Origin of the sequence: Streptomyces graminofaciens (genome assembly GCF_030294945.1) — a bacterium.
Lineage (GTDB): Bacteria > Actinomycetota > Actinomycetes > Streptomycetales > Streptomycetaceae > Streptomyces > Streptomyces graminofaciens.
Genome location: NZ_AP018448.1, coordinates 4889644 through 4906224, shown reverse-complemented (window position 1 = coordinate 4906224; position 16581 = coordinate 4889644). Strand labels below are relative to the sequence as shown.

13 protein-coding genes and 1 tRNA gene are annotated in these 16581 nt (G+C 69.4%); 13 read left to right on the top strand and 1 reads right to left on the bottom strand.

The genetic code is table 11. The annotated features are described in order from the left end of the window. The first annotated feature begins 67 nt into the window (after positions 1-67). Positions 68-922, top strand: a complete 855-nt coding sequence (locus SGFS_RS20735; protein WP_286252320.1) for a nuclease-related domain-containing protein — start codon at positions 68-70, stop codon at positions 920-922. A 144-nt stretch (positions 923-1066) separates the two neighbouring features. Then, positions 1067-1489 carry a hypothetical protein gene (locus SGFS_RS20730; RefSeq protein WP_286252319.1) on the top strand — a complete coding sequence of 141 codons (423 nt, stop codon included), beginning with the start codon at positions 1067-1069 and terminating at the stop codon, positions 1487-1489. Positions 1490-1709: 220 nt separating this feature from the next. Here the strand turns inward: SGFS_RS20730 and SGFS_RS20725 are convergent. Further along, a tRNA-Arg gene (locus SGFS_RS20725) sits at positions 1710-1781 on the bottom strand. Positions 1782-1953: 172 nt separating this feature from the next. Between SGFS_RS20725 and SGFS_RS20720 the strand changes: the two genes are divergently transcribed. The 11 genes from SGFS_RS20720 to prfA all read left to right on the top strand — a co-directional run bounded on the left by SGFS_RS20720 (position 1954) and on the right by prfA (position 16539). Next, positions 1954-2448: a response regulator gene (locus SGFS_RS20720; protein WP_434027643.1), complete on the top strand. Its 495-nt coding sequence runs from the start codon at positions 1954-1956 to the stop codon at positions 2446-2448. A gap of 357 nt (positions 2449-2805) precedes the next feature. Then, the gene (gene nrtL / locus SGFS_RS20715; protein ID WP_286252316.1) at positions 2806-3816 is read left to right on the top strand and encodes an ArgS-related anticodon-binding protein NrtL; all 1011 of its coding nucleotides are present in this window, start codon (positions 2806-2808) and stop codon (positions 3814-3816) included. A 93-nt stretch (positions 3817-3909) separates the two neighbouring features. Next, a complete protein-coding gene (gene lysA, locus SGFS_RS20710; RefSeq protein WP_286252314.1) occupies positions 3910-5301 on the top strand; it encodes a diaminopimelate decarboxylase in 1392 nt (463 codons plus the stop codon). Positions 5302-5466: 165 nt separating this feature from the next. Further along, the gene (locus SGFS_RS20705) at positions 5467-6759 is read left to right on the top strand and encodes a homoserine dehydrogenase (protein ID WP_286252312.1); all 1293 of its coding nucleotides are present in this window, start codon (positions 5467-5469) and stop codon (positions 6757-6759) included. A gap of 6 nt (positions 6760-6765) precedes the next feature. After that, positions 6766-7824 (top strand): threonine synthase, encoded by a 1059-nt coding sequence (thrC, locus tag SGFS_RS20700; protein ID WP_286252310.1) that lies wholly within the window; start codon positions 6766-6768, stop codon positions 7822-7824. 271 nt (positions 7825-8095) lie between these two features. Beyond that, a complete protein-coding gene (thrB, locus tag SGFS_RS20695; RefSeq protein WP_286252309.1) occupies positions 8096-9049 on the top strand; it encodes a homoserine kinase in 954 nt (317 codons plus the stop codon). Positions 9050-9456: 407 nt separating this feature from the next. Beyond that, the gene (rho, locus tag SGFS_RS20690; protein ID WP_286252308.1) at positions 9457-11529 is read left to right on the top strand and encodes a transcription termination factor Rho; all 2073 of its coding nucleotides are present in this window, start codon (positions 9457-9459) and stop codon (positions 11527-11529) included. Between the two features lie 274 nt (positions 11530-11803). Beyond that, positions 11804-13501 (top strand): trypsin-like serine protease, encoded by a 1698-nt coding sequence (locus SGFS_RS20685; protein WP_286259992.1) that lies wholly within the window; start codon positions 11804-11806, stop codon positions 13499-13501. Between the two features lie 152 nt (positions 13502-13653). Further along, positions 13654-14796, top strand: a complete 1143-nt coding sequence (locus SGFS_RS20680; RefSeq protein WP_286252307.1) for an LCP family protein — start codon at positions 13654-13656, stop codon at positions 14794-14796. A 285-nt stretch (positions 14797-15081) separates the two neighbouring features. Next, a complete protein-coding gene (rpmE, locus tag SGFS_RS20675; RefSeq protein ID WP_028804216.1) occupies positions 15082-15303 on the top strand; it encodes a 50S ribosomal protein L31 in 222 nt (73 codons plus the stop codon). A 159-nt stretch (positions 15304-15462) separates the two neighbouring features. Then, a complete protein-coding gene (prfA, locus tag SGFS_RS20670; RefSeq protein ID WP_286252306.1) occupies positions 15463-16539 on the top strand; it encodes a peptide chain release factor 1 in 1077 nt (358 codons plus the stop codon). The last annotated feature ends 42 nt before the right edge of the window (positions 16540-16581 follow it).

Sequence of the window (16581 nt, the reverse complement as noted above, 5' to 3'; positions counted from 1 at the left end):
CGGAGCCTCTCTCGTTTTAGGCCTTACCTCTTGCGATGCTTCGGCCGTGAGCGGACGAGGGGGGCTCGTGGAACTGAAGGTCACGCGCTGGAAGCGGTACGGACATGATCGCCTGTATGCGAATCTGCCGGATGGAACCGCGGTCGGCTGGGCGGACTTGAGGACGGGGGACATCGCTGTCTTGGTAGACGTGTATCGCGACGACGTGATCGCCGTGCTGACACACCACTTACGGGACGTCCTCAAGCTGGTTGTGCCGCAGGAGGCACCTGAAACTGAAGCTCGCCCGATGCTGCCGCCTCTGACGCCGTCAGACGACCTGTCCACCAACCGTCCCGGAGAATCCCTCCGTGACCTGCTCGCCACATCCGGCCCAGGTCTGGTCGAGCGAGTCGTCTCACGGCTTCTGCGGCGTCCCTCGGAGTGGCACTCGTGGCGTCAGGGCCTGGCGGGGGAGAGGCGAGTAGGAGCCGAGCTGGACCGCTTGGCGCGTCACGGATGGCGGGTCCTGCATTCCATCCCCCTGGCCAACAACGTGGACGTCGATCACTTGTTGATCGGGCCCGGAGGCGTGTTCAGCATCAATACGAAGCACCACCACAACAAGGCCGTATGGGTCGGCGACGATTCGGTGAAGGTCGATCACGGAAAACCGGCGCCCTACGCACGCAAGAGCCGGGCAGAGGCCAAGCGAGCAATCCGAGTGCTTGAGCACTATTGCGGCTTTCCCGTACCGGTGGAGCCAGTGCTCGTCTTCGTCGGCGTGACTGATCTACAAGTGGTCGCCACACAGCTCAGCGTGCGCGTGTACCAGGAGCGTCAGGTAGCGGCACTGGCGCCGCTTTCGGGTGTGCTGACGGGTGAGCAGGTTGAGCGGGTGTACGGCGTCGCTCGTCATCGTCAGGCTTGGAGTCGGGCCTGAGCCAGTTCTCTCAGAAGCTGCCGGTCTTCCTCGCGGGAGCTGTTGGAACCCCCAGGGGCTGTTGACCGTCGCCCGGGTGGCCTGTCAGTGCTGTCTCATACTCTCTGCTCCTGAGTAAACAGTTCGAATGGAGAGGGGACGCGGATGGGCGGCGACGCATGGACCCACACGGGCCCGTATCAGCGTGATCTGGCGGCCGCGTTCCGGCAGGCTCAGGAAGACGAGCTGGCGCGGGACAACCACGGCTTCGAGGGCCAGTCCATCGAGGAACTGTGGCGTGACCCGGAGTGGCAGGAGTACATCTTCACCGGAGGCACGAGCACCGTGCTGGACTTTCCTCTCATGATCGAGGCCGCGGACACCGACGACGGTCCGTTCATGCGGCCGCTGACCGATGATGAGGTGCGTGCGTGGGCTCCTCACGGCCGCCCCACCTACGAGGAGTGGGATGCCGCTCTCGATTCCGAGCAGTTGGCCTTCCCGGGCCGCGCCCAGGGGAACTGCACAGTGCTCTACCGCGACGGCAGGCCCGCACAAATCGGTTACTGGGGGGTCACTGCCGACTAGGAGGGGACTGCTACCGACTCGCGATCTGGCCCTTGCACCCTGCCCTGCGGCCACATCGATTTGTGGGGCTCACCTGGCGTTTTGCTTCAAGATCCCGTCCACGCCTCGTCCACGGACACCGACATACGGCCGCTTCGAGCGGCATACGGCTGCGCAGACGCGAAGACCCCGTCCTCAGCGAAAGCGCTGATGGCGGGGTCTTTGGGCACCTCGTACAAGGTGCCCCCGGCAGGATTCGAACCTGCGCACACGGCTCCGGAGGCCGTTGCTCTATCCCCTGAGCTACGGGGGCGTGTCGTGCGCCTTGCTTGGCGGCGACGGGTAGAACCCTACCAGCTCTGTGGGGGAGGTCATGAACGGGTTTTGGGGGTGCGGGGGCGGGTTGACCTGGGGGAGACCGCCCGCAGGGGGTGGAAGTGGGGAAAACCCGGACGCGGCGGTGGCCACGGACCTACTCTCGAGTTGTGCCAGGCGCGTCCGGCCGGGTGCTTGTTGTGGACGACAACAAGGTCATCCGGCAGCTGATCAGGGTCAACCTCGAGCTGGAGGGCTTCGAGGTGGTGACCGCGGCCGATGGTGCCGAGTGTCTGGACGTCGTCCATCAGGTGCAGCCCGACGTGATCACCCTCGATGTCGTCATGCCTCGACTCGACGGTCTGCGGACCGCCGCCCACCTCCGCGGCGACCCTCTCACCCAACGGCTGCCGCTCGTCATCGTCAGCGCCTGTACGCAGTACGAGGTCGAGGCCGGGCTCGACGTCGGCGTCGATGCCTTCCTGGCCAAGCCCTTCGAGCCCGCCGAACTCGTCACACTCGTACGGCAGTTGGCCGAGCGCGGCGGTCCCGACGCCTCCCCCGAGCACGGCATCGGCGCCGGTGCCCCCACCGGCAGCCCGGCCGGCGGCACCGAGCACGCCGAACGAACCGGCAGCGAGCACGCCGAACGAACCGGTGCCTGACCCCCGACGAACCGGTGCCTGACCCCCAATAAACCGGCGCCTGACCCCCGACGAACCGGCGCCTGACCCCCGACGAACCGGTGCCTGACCCCCGACGAACCGGTGCCTGACCCCCAACAAACCGGCGCCTCACCCCGGTCCGGACTCCACCCCGTCCGGACTCCGCCAGCCCCGCGGTCATCCACGCTTAGCCGTATCGGCCCCCACACGTCCCGACCCAGGCTCCCCCTGACCTCCACTCCCGACCTCCACCCCCGACCTCCACCCCACCCCCGCCCACCCCTCCCCGTCCACATCCCGGACCGCAGGGGAAACCGAGTCGCCCACCCACCCCCCTCCTCCCCTACGCTTGTCCCCGTGACCCCCGTCGAGCTCTCCCGCACCGTGCTGCGCGCGGTGCGTTGTGCTGTGGATCAGGGGGAGCTGAGCGTGGTCGTGCCCGCACGGGCCGTGGTGACGCCGCCCGGGCCCGGCGGCAGCGGGGACTTCGCGACGAACATCGCCCTGCAACTGGCCCGGCCCGCGGGGCGCCCGCCCCGCCAGGTCGCCGAGATCCTGCGGCCCCACCTCAGCCGTACGGAAGGCGTTGCCGCCGTCGAGATCACCGGGCCGGGTTTCCTCAACATCCGTCTCGACCGCGCGGCCACCACCGCCCTCGTACGTCGGATACGGAACCAAGGCCAAGGCCACCACCAGCCCCCCGCCGAACCCCCCTACGGCCACACCACCACCCTCACCGGCGAAGTCCTCCGCCTCCGCATCCCCTACGACATCCGCGCCGAAGTCGTCGCCGAGGCGCTCGCGCGGATCGTCGCCACCCAGGGCGGCCGCGTCGAGGTCGACCACGCGCGGCCCGGCGAGCCCGTCGACCTGCGGCCCGTGCCGGCGCCGGAGGACCCCGCGCCGCTCGGGCCCGACGCCCTGCGCTGGGCCCTGTTGCACCCCGCCGCCCACGACCGGCCCCGGATCACCGCCGACCTCCTCGTGCAGCGCGCGAGCAACCCCCTCTTCCGGGTCCGTTACGCCCACGCCCGAGCCCGCGCGCTCACCCGCAACGCCGCCGCCCTCGGCTTCACCGGTGACCCTGGCGACCCGAACAGCCCGGCCGACTCCGACCTCCTCGGCGCCCTCTCCGAATACCCCCACGTCCTCACCCTCGCCGCCACCCAGCACGCCCCCGACCGCCTCGCCCGGCACCTGCTCGTCGTCGCCGACGCCCTGCTCGCCTTCCAGGACACGGTGCTGCCGCGCGGCGACGAGAAACCCTCGGCCGCCCACCGCGCCCGGCTCGCGCTCGCCGAAGCCGCCGGGACGGTGCTGGCCGGCGGCCTGTCCCTGCTCGGCATCGACGCACCCGAATACCTCTGAGAGCCCAGAGCCAGGAACTCGAAGAACTGAAACCAGACCGAGCCCCGGCCCCGAGCACCAGAGAGCCAGCCAGAGAGAGACCAGACACAGATCATGAGCCGATCCGCACACCCCGCCGGTCCCCGCCACGCCGACGTACTGCCCGAGGGCCACTACGCCGCCCCGCCGGCCGACCTCAACACGCTCGACCCGAAGGTGTGGGCCCAGACCGTCACCCGTACGGACGACGGGGTCGTCAGTGTCGGCGGGATCGACGTGAAGACGCTCGCCGAGGAGTTCGGCACCCCGGCCTACTTCCTCGACGAGGCCGACTTCCGGGCCCGGGCGCGCGCCTGGCGCACCGCCTTCGGGCACGACGCCGACGTCTTCTACGCCGGTAAGGCCTTCCTTTCGCGGGCCGTCGTGCGCTGGCTGCACGAGGAAGGGCTCAACCTCGACGTCTGCTCCGGCGTCGAACTCACCACCGCCCTCTCCGCCGGCATGCCCGCCGACCGCATCGCCTTCCACGGCAACAACAAGTCCACCGTCGAGATCCACACCGCGATCGAGGCCGGAGTCGGCCGTATCGTCCTCGACTCCTTCCAGGAGATCGTGCGCGTCGCCCACATCGCCCAGTCCCTCGGCAAGCGGCAGCGCGTGCAGATCCGCGTCACCGTGGGCGTCGAGGCGCACACGCACGAGTTCATCGCCACCGCGCACGAAGACCAGAAGTTCGGGATTCCGCTTGCCGGGGGGCAGGCCGCCGAGGCCGTACGGCGGGCGCTCAAGCTCGACGGGCTGGAGCTCATCGGCATCCACTCCCACATCGGGTCGCAGATCTTCGACACCTCCGGGTTCGAGGTCGCCGCGCACCGGGTCGTCGGACTTCTCGCGGAAGTCCGCGACGAGCACGGCGTCGAGCTGCCCGAGATCGACCTCGGCGGCGGGCTCGGCATCGCGTACACCAGCGACGACGACCCCCGTGAGCCGCACGAGATCGCCAAGGCGCTCACCGAGATCGTCACGCGCGAGTGCGAGCGGGCCAAGCTGCGCACGCCCCGCATCTCCGTCGAACCCGGGCGGGCCATCGTCGGCCCGACCGCCTTCACGCTCTACGAGGTCGGCACCATCAAGCCGCTCGACGGCCTGCGCACCTACGTCTCCGTCGACGGCGGCATGTCCGACAACATCCGGACCGCGCTGTACGACGCCGAGTACAGCGTCGCCCTCGTCTCCCGCGCCTCCGACGCCGAGCCCATGCTCGTGCGCGTGGTCGGCAAGCACTGCGAGAGCGGCGACATCGTGGTCAAGGACGCGTTCCTGCCGGCCGACCTGGCGCCCGGTGACCTGATCGCCGTCCCGGCCACCGGCGCGTACTGCCGTTCGATGGCCAGCAACTACAACCACGCGCTGCGCCCGCCGGTCGTCGCCGTCAACGACGGTGAGGCCCGGGTCGTCGTACGCAGGGAGACGGAAGAGGACCTTCTCCGTCTCGATGTCGGGTGACACCGGACAGGCGATGACCCGATGACGTCAGGGCCGGAAGATCTCCTGTCTTCCGGCCCGGTGAAAATGAAATAGATGTCTCACGATCCGGACGAAGGGTAGAAACTGCCGTCCGGTGAGTGAGACTGGTCCCACCGTATTCGGTATGTGAGGAAACGAGGTCGGATGATGCGTACGCGTCCGCTGAAGGTGGCGCTGCTGGGCTGTGGGGTTGTCGGCTCAGAGGTGGCGCGCATCATGACGACGCACGCCGACGATCTCGCCGCCCGCATCGGTGCGCCGGTCGAGCTCGCGGGCGTCGCGGTCCGCCGACCCTCCAAGGTCCGTGAAGGCATCGACCCGGCCCTGGTCACCACCGACGCCACCGCCCTGGTCAAACGCGGCGACCTCGACGTCGTCGTCGAGGTCATCGGCGGTATCGAGCCCGCCCGTTCCCTCATCACCACGGCGTTCGAGCACGGCGCCTCCGTCGTCTCCGCCAACAAGGCCCTCCTCGCCCAGGACGGCGCCGCCCTGCACGCGGTGGCCGACGAGCACGGCAAGGACCTCTACTACGAGGCCGCCGTCGCCGGCGCGATCCCGCTGATCCGGCCGCTGCGCGAGTCCCTCGCCGGCGACAAGATCAACCGGGTGATGGGCATCGTCAACGGGACCACCAACTTCATCCTGGACAAGATGGACTCCACGGGGGCCGGGTACCAGGAGGCCCTGGACGAGGCCACCGCCCTCGGGTACGCCGAGGCCGACCCGACCGCCGACGTCGAGGGCTTCGACGCCGCCGCCAAGGCCGCGATCCTCGCCGGTATCGCCTTCCACTCGCGCGTCCGGCTCGACGACGTCTACCGCGAGGGCATGACGGAGGTCACGGCGGCCGACTTCGCCTCCGCCAAGAACATGGGCTGCACCATCAAGCTGCTCGCCATCTGCGAGCGGGCCGCGGACGGCGGCTCCGTCACCGCGCGCGTGCACCCCGCCATGATCCCGCTGACCCACCCCCTCGCCTCCGTGCGCGGCGCGTACAACGCCGTGTTCGTGGAGTCCGACGCCGCCGGCCAGCTGATGTTCTACGGCCCCGGCGCGGGTGGCGCCCCCACCGCCTCCGCGGTCCTCGGCGACCTTGTGGCCGTGTGCCGCAACCGCCTCGCGGGCGGGACCGGGCCCGGTGAGTCGGCGTACGCGGCCCTGCCCGTGTCGCCGATGGGTGACGTCGTCACGCGCTACCACATCAGCCTCGACGTCGCCGACAAACCGGGTGTTCTCGCCCAGGTGGCGACCGTGTTCGCGGAGCACGGAGTGTCGATCGATACGGTTCGGCAGCAGGGCAAGGACGGCGAGGCCTCCCTCGTCGTCGTCACCCACCGCGCCTCCGACGCCTCCCTCAACGGGACCGTCGAGGCGCTGCGCAACCTCGACACCGTGCGGGGTGTCGCCAGCATCATGCGGGTTGAAGGAGAGTAACCAGCAATGACCCACCAGTGGCGCGGAATCATCGAGGAGTACCGGGACCGGCTGCCCGTCTCCGACAGCACGCCGGTCGTGACGCTCCGCGAGGGCGGTACGCCCCTCGTACCCGCGCAGGTGCTCTCCGAGCGCACGGGCTGCGAGGTCCACCTCAAGGTGGAGGGCGCGAACCCGACCGGGTCCTTCAAGGACCGCGGCATGACCATGGCCATCACCCGGGCGAAGGAAGAGGGCGCGAAGGCAGTCATCTGTGCCTCGACGGGCAACACCTCTGCCTCCGCGGCCGCCTACGCCGTCCGCGCGGGCATGGTCTCGGCCGTGCTCGTCCCGCGCGGCAAGATCGCGCTGGGCAAGATGGGCCAGGCCCTCGTGCACGGCGCGAAGATCCTCCAGGTCGACGGCAACTTCGACGACTGCCTCACCCTCGCCCGCGAGCTGAGCGACAACTACCCCGTGGCGCTGGTCAATTCGGTCAACCCGGTGCGGATCGAGGGCCAGAAGACTGCGGCGTTCGAGATCGTGGACATGCTCGGCGACGCCCCCGACATCCACGTCCTGCCGGTCGGCAACGCGGGCAACATCACGGCGTACTGGAAGGGTTACAAGGAGTACGCCGCCGACGGCATCGCCGCCCAGACCCCCCGCATGTGGGGCTACCAGGCCTCCGGCTCCGCGCCGATCGTGCGCGGCGAGGTCGTCAAGGACCCGTCGACCATCGCCACCGCGATCCGTATCGGCAACCCCGCGTCGTGGAAGTACGCGCTGGCCGCGCGGGACGAATCGGGCGGTCTCATCGACGAGGTGACGGACCGTGAGATCCTGCGCGCCTACCGGCTGCTGGCCGCGCAGGAGGGCGTCTTCGTCGAGCCCGCCTCCGCCGCCTCCGTCGCCGGTCTGCTGAAGGCCGCCGAGAGCGGCAAGGTCGACCCGGGCCAGACCATCGTCTGCACGGTCACCGGGAACGGCCTGAAGGACCCCGACTGGGCCGTCGCGGGCGCCCCGCAGCCCGTCACCGTCCCGGTCGACGCGGCGACGGCGGCCGAGCGCCTCGGTCTCGCCTGACCGGGACTCTCGGCAGGGGCCCCGGAGGGGTAACCCCACCGGGGGTGCACAGGGGGCTTACGACACGCATCGTGCGCCTCCTGTGCGCCCTATGTCGCCACAGAACCTTCCTTCGATAGGCTGTACCGAACCCGCCCCCTGCATATGCCCCGCAAGGGTGCGGCGCCGCGCCGTGTCGTACGCGGCCACCGGGTTCTCATGTACGTATCGAATGTCATTCGACAGTCGTCAAGCAATGTCAATCCCGCAGCTCAAGGAGAGTCATCGAGCGATGGCCGGTCCAGCCTTCCGCGCCGCCGCCGTCCGGGTGCGCGTCCCCGCCACCAGTGCCAACCTCGGCCCGGGCTTCGACGCCCTCGGCCTCGCGCTGGGGCTCTACGACGACGTCGTCGTCCGGGTGGCCGACTCCGGGCTGCACATCGACATCGCGGGCGAGGGCAGCGAGACCCTCCCGCGCGACGAGAAGCACCTCCTCGTACGTTCCCTGCGCACCGCCTTCGACCTGCTCGGCGGGCAGCCCAGGGGCCTTGAGATCGTGTGTGCCAACCGCATCCCGCACGGCCGCGGCCTCGGCTCCTCCTCCGCCGCCATCTGCGCCGGCATTCTCGCCGCCCGCGCCGTGACCATAGGCGGGGAGCACCGCCTCGACGACGCCGCGCTGCTCGAACTGGCCACCGAGATCGAGGGCCACCCCGACAACGTCGCGGCCTGCCTCCTCGGCGGCTTCACGCTCTCCTGGATGGAGAACGGCGCAGCGCGCGCCATCACCATGGAGCCCGCCGATTCCATCGTTCCGGTGGTTTTCGTCCCAGGAAAGCCCGTACTGACGGAAACGGCGCGCGGACTGCTCCCGCGCACCGTCCCGCACGTCGACGCTGCCACCAACGCGGGCCGGGCGGCCCTGCTCGTCGAAGCCCTGACCAGGCGACCCGAGCTGCTGCTCCCCGCCACAGAGGACCGGCTGCACCAGGAGTACCGGGCGCCCGCCATGCCGGAGAGCGCGGCCCTGGTGGAGCGGCTGCGGGCCGACGGCATCCCCGCGGTCATCTCCGGCGCCGGACCCACCGTCCTCGCGCTGGCCGACCACGCCGGCGCCGACAAGGTGGCCCACCTCGCGGGGGAGGGCTGGGCCGCCAACCGGCTGGACCTCGACGCCCGAGGGGCCTGCGTCCTGCCGCTGACCACCACCGTCGCCGACACCGGCGCCGACCTCGGCGACGAGTAGGGGCGCACGGTTGCCGGATTTCGAGAGGGGGAATGTTTGTTGGATCCGGTAGTGTTAACCTCAAGTCTGCACCTGCCCCAGCCATGGCATGGTGCTTATCGTCCCCGTCCGGGACAACCATTCTTCCGGGAGTCTCCCAAGCCGCACGGTTCTCCGTACGTCAGGCATCACGCCGTACGCGGGGGCTGAGCGGTCTGCCGAGCAGACGCCGGAACAGGCGTGACCGAGCCGCGTGACACAGACACTCAAGTCCACGGCCCGGGGTAAGCGCCGAATCACCGTAAATTTCCTCCGCCGCTTTGGCGGACCACCGCCCCGGCACGGTCCACCCGAACAGGACCGAAGCCGGACAGCACAACCGGTCGCCGAGCCAGAAGGCCGACGTCCGCTCCAGGGAAGGACCCTTCGTGAGCGACACCACCGATCTGATGGGCGCACGTGTCGAGGAGACCGCTGCCGCGCCCGCCACGGACGCCGCGCCTGCCGGCGCCAGGCGGCGCCGTGGCACCGGCCTCGAGGGCATGGTGCTGGCCGAGCTGCAGCAGGTCGCATCGGGCCTGGGCATCAGGGGCACCGCGCGCATGCGCAAGAGCCAGCTGATCGAGGTCATCAAGGAGGCGCAGGCCGGAGGAGGCGCCGCGGCTCCCAAGGCCGAGGCCGCCACCGAGACCAAGCCGAAGCGCCGCACCACCTCCAAGGCGCGTACGGGCGACGACGCCGCCGCCCCGGCCGAGAAGCCGGCGGCGAAGAAGGCCGCTGCTCCCGCCGAGAAGGCCGTGGCCCAGCAGCAGATCGACATCCCCGGCCAGCCGGCCGGCGGTGACGACGCGCCCACCGAGCGCCGCCGTCGCCGTGCCACCGCCGAGGCGGGCAGCCCCGAGACGGTCGTGGCCGAGGCCAAGAGCGAGCCCAAGGCCGAGACGCCGGCCCAGACCGCGCAGCCGCAGGCCGAGGCCAAGGGCGACGCCGGCGAGGGCGACGGCCGTCAGGGCCGCCGTGACCGGCGCGAGCGCGGTCGCGAGCGTGGTGACCGCAGCGACCGCGGTGACCGCAGCGACCGCAGCGACCGCGGTGACCGCGGTGACCGCCGCGGCAAGGGCGACGAGCAGCAGGGCGGCGGTCAGCAGGGCGGCGGTCAGCCGCAGCGCGACCGCGGCCAGCAGCAGAGCCAGCAGCAGGGCGGCCGTCAGGACCGCCAGGACCGTCAGCGCGACAACGGCCCGCAGGACGACGACGACTTCGACGGCGGCCGCCGCGGCCGTCGGGGCCGTTACCGCGACCGCCGTGGCCGTCGCGGCCGCGAGGAGTTCGGCGCCAACGAGCCGCAGCTCGCCGACGACGACGTCCTGATCCCCGTCGCGGGCATCCTGGACATCCTGGACAACTACGCGTTCATCCGGACTTCCGGCTACCTGCCCGGCCCGAACGACGTGTACGTCTCCCTCGCCCAGGTCCGCAAGAACGGCCTGCGCAAGGGCGACCACGTCACCGGTGCCGTGCGTCAGCCGAAGGACGGCGAGCGCCGCGAGAAGTTCAACGCGCTGGTCCGCCTGGACTCCACCAACGGCATGGCGCCCGAACACGGCCGTGGCCGCCCGGAGTTCAACAAGCTGACCCCGCTCTACCCGCAGGACCGCCTCCGCCTGGAGACGGACCCGGGCGTGCTGACCACCCGCATCATCGACCTCGTGTCGCCGATCGGTAAGGGCCAGCGCGGTCTGATCGTGGCCCCGCCGAAGACCGGCAAGACCATGATCATGCAGGCGATCGCCAACGCCATCACGCACAACAACCCCGAGTGCCACCTGATGGTCGTCCTGGTCGACGAGCGTCCGGAAGAGGTCACCGACATGCAGCGGTCGGTGAAGGGCGAGGTCATCTCCTCGACCTTCGACCGCCCGGCCGAGGACCACACCACGGTCGCCGAGCTCGCCATCGAGCGCGCCAAGCGTCTGGTGGAGCTGGGCCACGACGTGGTCGTACTGCTCGACTCGATCACGCGTCTGGGCCGTGCGTACAACCTCGCCGCCCCGGCCTCCGGCCGCATCCTGTCCGGTGGTGTCGACTCGACGGCCCTGTACCCGCCGAAGCGCTTCTTCGGTGCGGCCCGCAACATCGAGGACGGCGGCTCGCTGACCATCCTCGCCACCGCCCTGGTGGACACCGGGTCCCGCATGGACGAGGTGATCTTCGAGGAGTTCAAGGGCACCGGCAACATGGAGCTCAAGCTCGACCGGAAGCTCGCCGACAAGCGCATCTTCCCGGCGGTGGACGTCGACGCGTCCGGCACCCGCAAGGAAGAGATCCTGCTCGGCAACGAGGAGCTCGCGGTCGTCTGGAAGCTGCGCCGGGTGCTGCACGCGCTCGACCAGCAGCAGGCCATCGAGCTGCTCCTCGACAAGATGAAGCAGACGAAGTCGAACATCGAGTTCCTGATGCAGATCCAGAAGACGACGCCGACGCCGGGCAACGGCGACTAGTCGTAGGCGACCAGTCGTCAAGGCGGAAAGAGCCGGGGTCACCCTCTTCGTGAGGGTGGCCCCGGTTTCTTGTGAGACGCACCTGTAGTGCCCCCTGTGACACGTGTACGATCACGGTCTTCACCTCGCGTCGAAGAGATCTCCGCCCTCTGCTCCGCGGGCCTTCGACGTTTCTCAACTCATGACGTTTCTCAACTCATGACTCCCAGGGGGGACTTGCGTGGGTAGATCCTTGTCCGGAGCCGTCGCCGCCGCGACGGCCGGGACGCTGCTGATGGCTTCCGCGAGTGGTGCCGAGGCGACGCCGACGCTCGACGAGCTGGACCAGCGGATCGTGTCGGCCATGGCGGCGGACGGCACCGCCTCCGCCGGGCAGAGCGCCCAGAAGTCGTCGATGAGCGCGGACTCGGACCTCCCGGGCCGGGATGCCAAGATCATCGGCGGCTCGGAGACCACCATAGGCACGGCGCCGTACATGGCCCAGCTCTGGTACTACGACGACAACACCGGCATCGGCTTCTTCTGCGGCGGCTCGGTCGTCTCACCGACGAAGATCCTCACCGCCGCGCACTGCGTCGACAAGGACTACTACGACTGGGCTGCGAACGGCGTCGTCGTCACGGGCACCCAGCAGTTGCCCACCAAGGTCACCGATGCCAACGGCGCCGTCGTGGACGTGGACTACCACGGCGGCACCCGCAGCCTCGTCGCACGCCAGTGGAACCACTCCTCGTACGACGAGGACGCCATCGACAACGACGTCGCCGTCCTCACGCTCGCCGAGCCGGTCAAGGCCGCCCCCATCAAGATGACGACGTCCGGCGACACGGCCTCGTACGCGAAGGACATACCGGCCAAGGTCTACGGCTGGGGGCGTACCAGCTCCACCAGCGACGCCGTCTCGCAGACGCTGAAGACGGCCGACATGCCCGTCGTGACCGACACGACCTGCGGAAACTTCTGGGGCGACCTGTTCGTCAAGGGCCACATGTTCTGCGCGGGCAAGCCGTCAGGCGGCACCGACAAGACCACCACGGCCAGCTGCAACGGCGACTCCGGTGGCCCGCTCGTCTACAAGAACAAGGTCATAGGCGTCGTCTCGTGGGGTGTCACGGACTGCGTGTACAAGGGCGCGTACCCGGTCTTCGCCAAGGTCAGCAGGTATGTCGGCGCGGCCTCGGCGCGCGTCAACGACATCGACCTCAGCCGTGACGGCAAGGCCGACGTGTTCCTGCGCAACAAGGACACCGGCATCGGCTACATGCGCGCCTCAAAGGGCTCCTCGCTCGACTCGCGCGAGAACCTGGGCGCGGCCGTCGGCAGCTGGATCGGCTACGACCTCGTCCAGCAGACCGACCTCGACCGGGACGGCTTCCAGGACTTCGTGATCCGTCGCGGCGCCGACGGCGACGTCTTCTGGCGGCACTACGTGCCCGCGTCCAAGGCCTGGACCGACACGCAGATCTTCGACAACTGGACGACCCGCACCCGGATCGTCACCCCTGGTGACGTCACCGGCGACGCCCTGCCCGACCTGCTCTCGGTCGACTCCGGCGGCGCCCTGTGGATCTACCCCGGCAAGGGCAACGGCACCTTCGCGACCCGGGTGAAGGTTGGTACGGGCTGGAACCAGTACAACGCGGTCCTCGGCCACGGCGACTTCACCGGCGACGGCAAGACCGACCTGATCGCCCGTACGAAGACCGGCTCGAACATCTACCTCTACAAGGGCACCGGCAAGTCCGGCACGAGCGCCTTCGCCACCCGGATCAAGGTCCGCTCCGACTGGAGCGCCTACGACACGCTCATCACCCCCGGGGACGTGAACGGCGACAGCAAGGCGGACCTGCTGGCCCGTACGAAGGCGGGCACGCTCTACCTCTACAAGGGCACGTGGACGGCCACCAGCGAGATCTTCGACACAAGGATCTCCGTCGGCACCAGTTACGCCCAGTACGACCTGCTCGGCTGAAACCCCAGGTGAACCCGGTACCCCCGGGCCCTCTCATCACGCACTGTGCCCATCGCACTTCACGCGATGGGCACAGTACGTTGTGCAACCCTTTGCCGAGTTCCTCCGTCTGACCAGGGGGCAACCGACCCGAAAGAGGACCGAGGGAGCAGATGTCCGCCGAGAGCACGCCGGATTCCGGCACCCCGGAGCAGAGTGACACCACCGGCCCGCGTCATCGTGCCGCCAAGGGCCGCCGCCGCAAGGCACGCGGCGGACGAAGCAAGGCGGTACTGGTCACCGTCTGGACCGCCGCGGGCATCCTCGTCCTCGGAGGCACGGGCGCCGGGTACCTGTACTTCAAGCTCAACGGCAACATCAAGAGCGTCGACATCAACCAGGCCCTCGGCACGGACCGGCCCCTCGACGTCGACAACGGCTCGCAGGACATCCTCGTCCTCGGCTCCGACACCCGCTCCGGCAGCAACAAGAAGCTGGGCGGCGGGGTCGACGACGGCAGCGCCCGCTCCGACACCGCGATGATCGTGCACGTCTACGAGGGCCACAAGAAGGCCAGCGTGGTCTCCATACCCCGGGACACCCTCGTCGACCGGCCCGAGTGCACCGACACGAACGGCAAGACGTACCCGGCCGTGACGATGGCGATGTTCAACTCGGCCTACTCCACGGGTGGCGCGGCCTGCGCGGTCAAGACCGTCGAGTCCATGACCGGCATCCGTATGGACCACTACATCGAGGTCGACTTCGCGGGCTTCGAGAAGCTGATCAACGTCCTCGGCGGGGTCGACATCACGACCACCAAGGACATCAAGGACCCCGACAGCCATCTGAACCTGAAGGCCGGCGAGCACACCCTCACCGGCAAGCAGGCCCTGGGCCTGGTCCGCACCCGGCACGGCGTGGGCGACGGCTCCGACCTCGGCCGTATCCAGCTCCAGCAGGCGTTCATCAAGGCGCTGCTGGAACAGGTCAAGGAGATCGGACTCCTGTCCAGCCCGGCGAAGCTGTACGACCTGGCCGACACCGCGACCGACACCATCACCACCGACTCCGACCTGGACTCCATCAAGGACCTCGCCTCCTTCGCCGGCGGCCTCAAGGGCATCGGCTCCAAGAACATGACCATGGTCACGATGCCGGTCCAGTACGACCCCGCGGACCCGAACCGGGTACTGGTGGACGAGGCGAAGGCGAAGCAGGTCTGGGCGGCGCTGAAGGCGGACAGAACGATCCCGAAGTCGGCGACGAAGGGAACGGCCAAGGGCGACGCGGACGGGGTCGTGGCTTCTTCCTAGGGCGTGTTTCGAAAGTGGCGTCGTCCGCCCGGAGGGCGGGGCAGACGGGACGTTCGAAACACGCCCTAGGGCCAGGGCGCCCCGGGGCTTCCGCGCGGCGGACGGGACTGTGACGACAGGCCCCAGCGGCATGACTGCCCGTAGTCGGGGCGCCGGGGAATACATGACCGCACCCCCTGGTTTTGGGAGATGGCGCCAGTCCTGGCAGACTGGTACGTCGGCTCCGGTTCACGCTCCCGCATCCCGCGGCAGCGACCCGGCGCCCTCCCGAAACTAGGAGACACCTTGAAGCGCGACATCCACCCCGAGTACGTCGAGACGCAGGTCAGCTGCACCTGTGGCGCGTCGTTCACCACCCGCAGCACGATCGAGAGCGGCACCATCCGTGCCGAGGTCTGCTCCGAGTGCCACCCGTTCTACACGGGCAAGCAGAAGATCCTCGACACCGGTGGCCGCGTGGCCCGCTTCGAGGCCCGCTTCGGCAAGGCTGCCGCTGCCAAGAAGTAGCGAGCCCCAGGGGCGCTTCCGCCGGATCTCCGCGGCACGGACATCCAGCGGACACGCCCTGGCGCCGGTCCTCGGTGCCCCCGCTCGGGGGCTTCCGGGACCGGCGCTTTGCGGTGCAGCCCATTTATCACGTCGTACAGGTCGTACAGGGAGCCGGAGATGTTCGAGGCGGTCGAGGAACTGGTCGGGGAACACGCCGACCTGGAGAAGAAGCTCGCCGACCCGTCGGTCCACGCGGACCAGGCCAACGCGCGCAAGCTCAACAAGCGCTACGCGGAGCTGACCCCGATCGTCGGCACGTACCGCTCCTGGAAGCAGACCGGCGACGACATCGAGACGGCCCGCGAATTCGTCGCGGACGACCCGGACTTCGCCGCCGAGGTCAAGGAGCTGGAGAAGCAGCGCGAGGAGCTGACGGAGAAGCTGCGGCTGCTGCTCGTCCCGCGCGACCCCAGCGACGACAAGGACGTGATCCTGGAGATCAAGGCGGGCGCCGGCGGCGACGAGTCCGCCCTCTTCGCCGGCGACCTCCTGCGCATGTACCTCCGCTACGCCGAGCGCGTCGGCTGGAAGACCGAGATCATCGACTCCACCGAGTCCGAGCTGGGCGGCTACAAGGACGTCCAGGTCGCCGTGAAGACCAAGGGCGGCCAGGGCGCCACCGAGCCCGGCCAGGGCGTCTGGGCCCGGTTGAAGTACGAGGGCGGGGTGCACCGCGTCCAGCGCGTGCCCGCGACCGAGTCCCAGGGCCGTATCCACACCTCCGCGGCCGGCGTGCTCGTCACGCCCGAGGCCGAGGAGGTCGAGGTCGAGATCAACGCGAACGACCTCCGCATCGACGTCTACCGCTCCTCCGGCCCCGGCGGGCAGTCCGTCAACACCACCGACTCCGCCGTGCGCATCACGCACATTCCCACCGGAGTCGTCGCCTCCTGCCAGAACGAGAAGAGCCAGCTGCAGAACAAGGAGCAGGCGATGCGTATCCTGCGCTCCAGGCTGCTCGCAGCGGCGCAGGAGGAAGCGGAGAAGGAAGCCGCCGACGCCCGCCGCAGCCAGGTCCGCACCGTCGACCGCTCCGAGAAGATCCGCACGTACAACTTCCCGGAGAACCGCATCTCGGACCACCGCGTCGGCTTCAAGTCGTACAACCTGGACCAGGTCCTGGACGGCGACCTCGACGCGGTGATCCAGGCCTGCGTCGACGCGGACTCGGCAGCGAAGCTGGCGGCCGCGTAGGGGACGCACAGACGCAACGGCGCACGACCGAGTACGACACGG

Excerpts from the sequence above, each read along its gene's own strand:
- SGFS_RS20730 (WP_286252319.1), top strand. The coding sequence starts at position 1,067 with ATGGGCGGCGACGCATGGACCCACACGGGCCCGTATCAGCGTGATCTG.
- lysA (WP_286252314.1), top strand. The coding sequence starts at position 3,910 with ATGAGCCGATCCGCACACCCCGCCGGTCCCCGCCACGCCGACGTACTG.
- SGFS_RS20705 (WP_286252312.1), top strand. The coding sequence starts at position 5,467 with ATGATGCGTACGCGTCCGCTGAAGGTGGCGCTGCTGGGCTGTGGGGTT.
- thrC (WP_286252310.1), top strand. The coding sequence starts at position 6,766 with ATGACCCACCAGTGGCGCGGAATCATCGAGGAGTACCGGGACCGGCTG.
- thrB (WP_286252309.1), top strand. The coding sequence starts at position 8,096 with ATGGCCGGTCCAGCCTTCCGCGCCGCCGCCGTCCGGGTGCGCGTCCCC.
- SGFS_RS20685 (WP_286259992.1), top strand. The coding sequence starts at position 11,804 with ATGGCTTCCGCGAGTGGTGCCGAGGCGACGCCGACGCTCGACGAGCTG.
- SGFS_RS20680 (WP_286252307.1), top strand. The coding sequence starts at position 13,654 with ATGTCCGCCGAGAGCACGCCGGATTCCGGCACCCCGGAGCAGAGTGAC.
- prfA (WP_286252306.1), top strand. The coding sequence starts at position 15,463 with ATGTTCGAGGCGGTCGAGGAACTGGTCGGGGAACACGCCGACCTGGAG.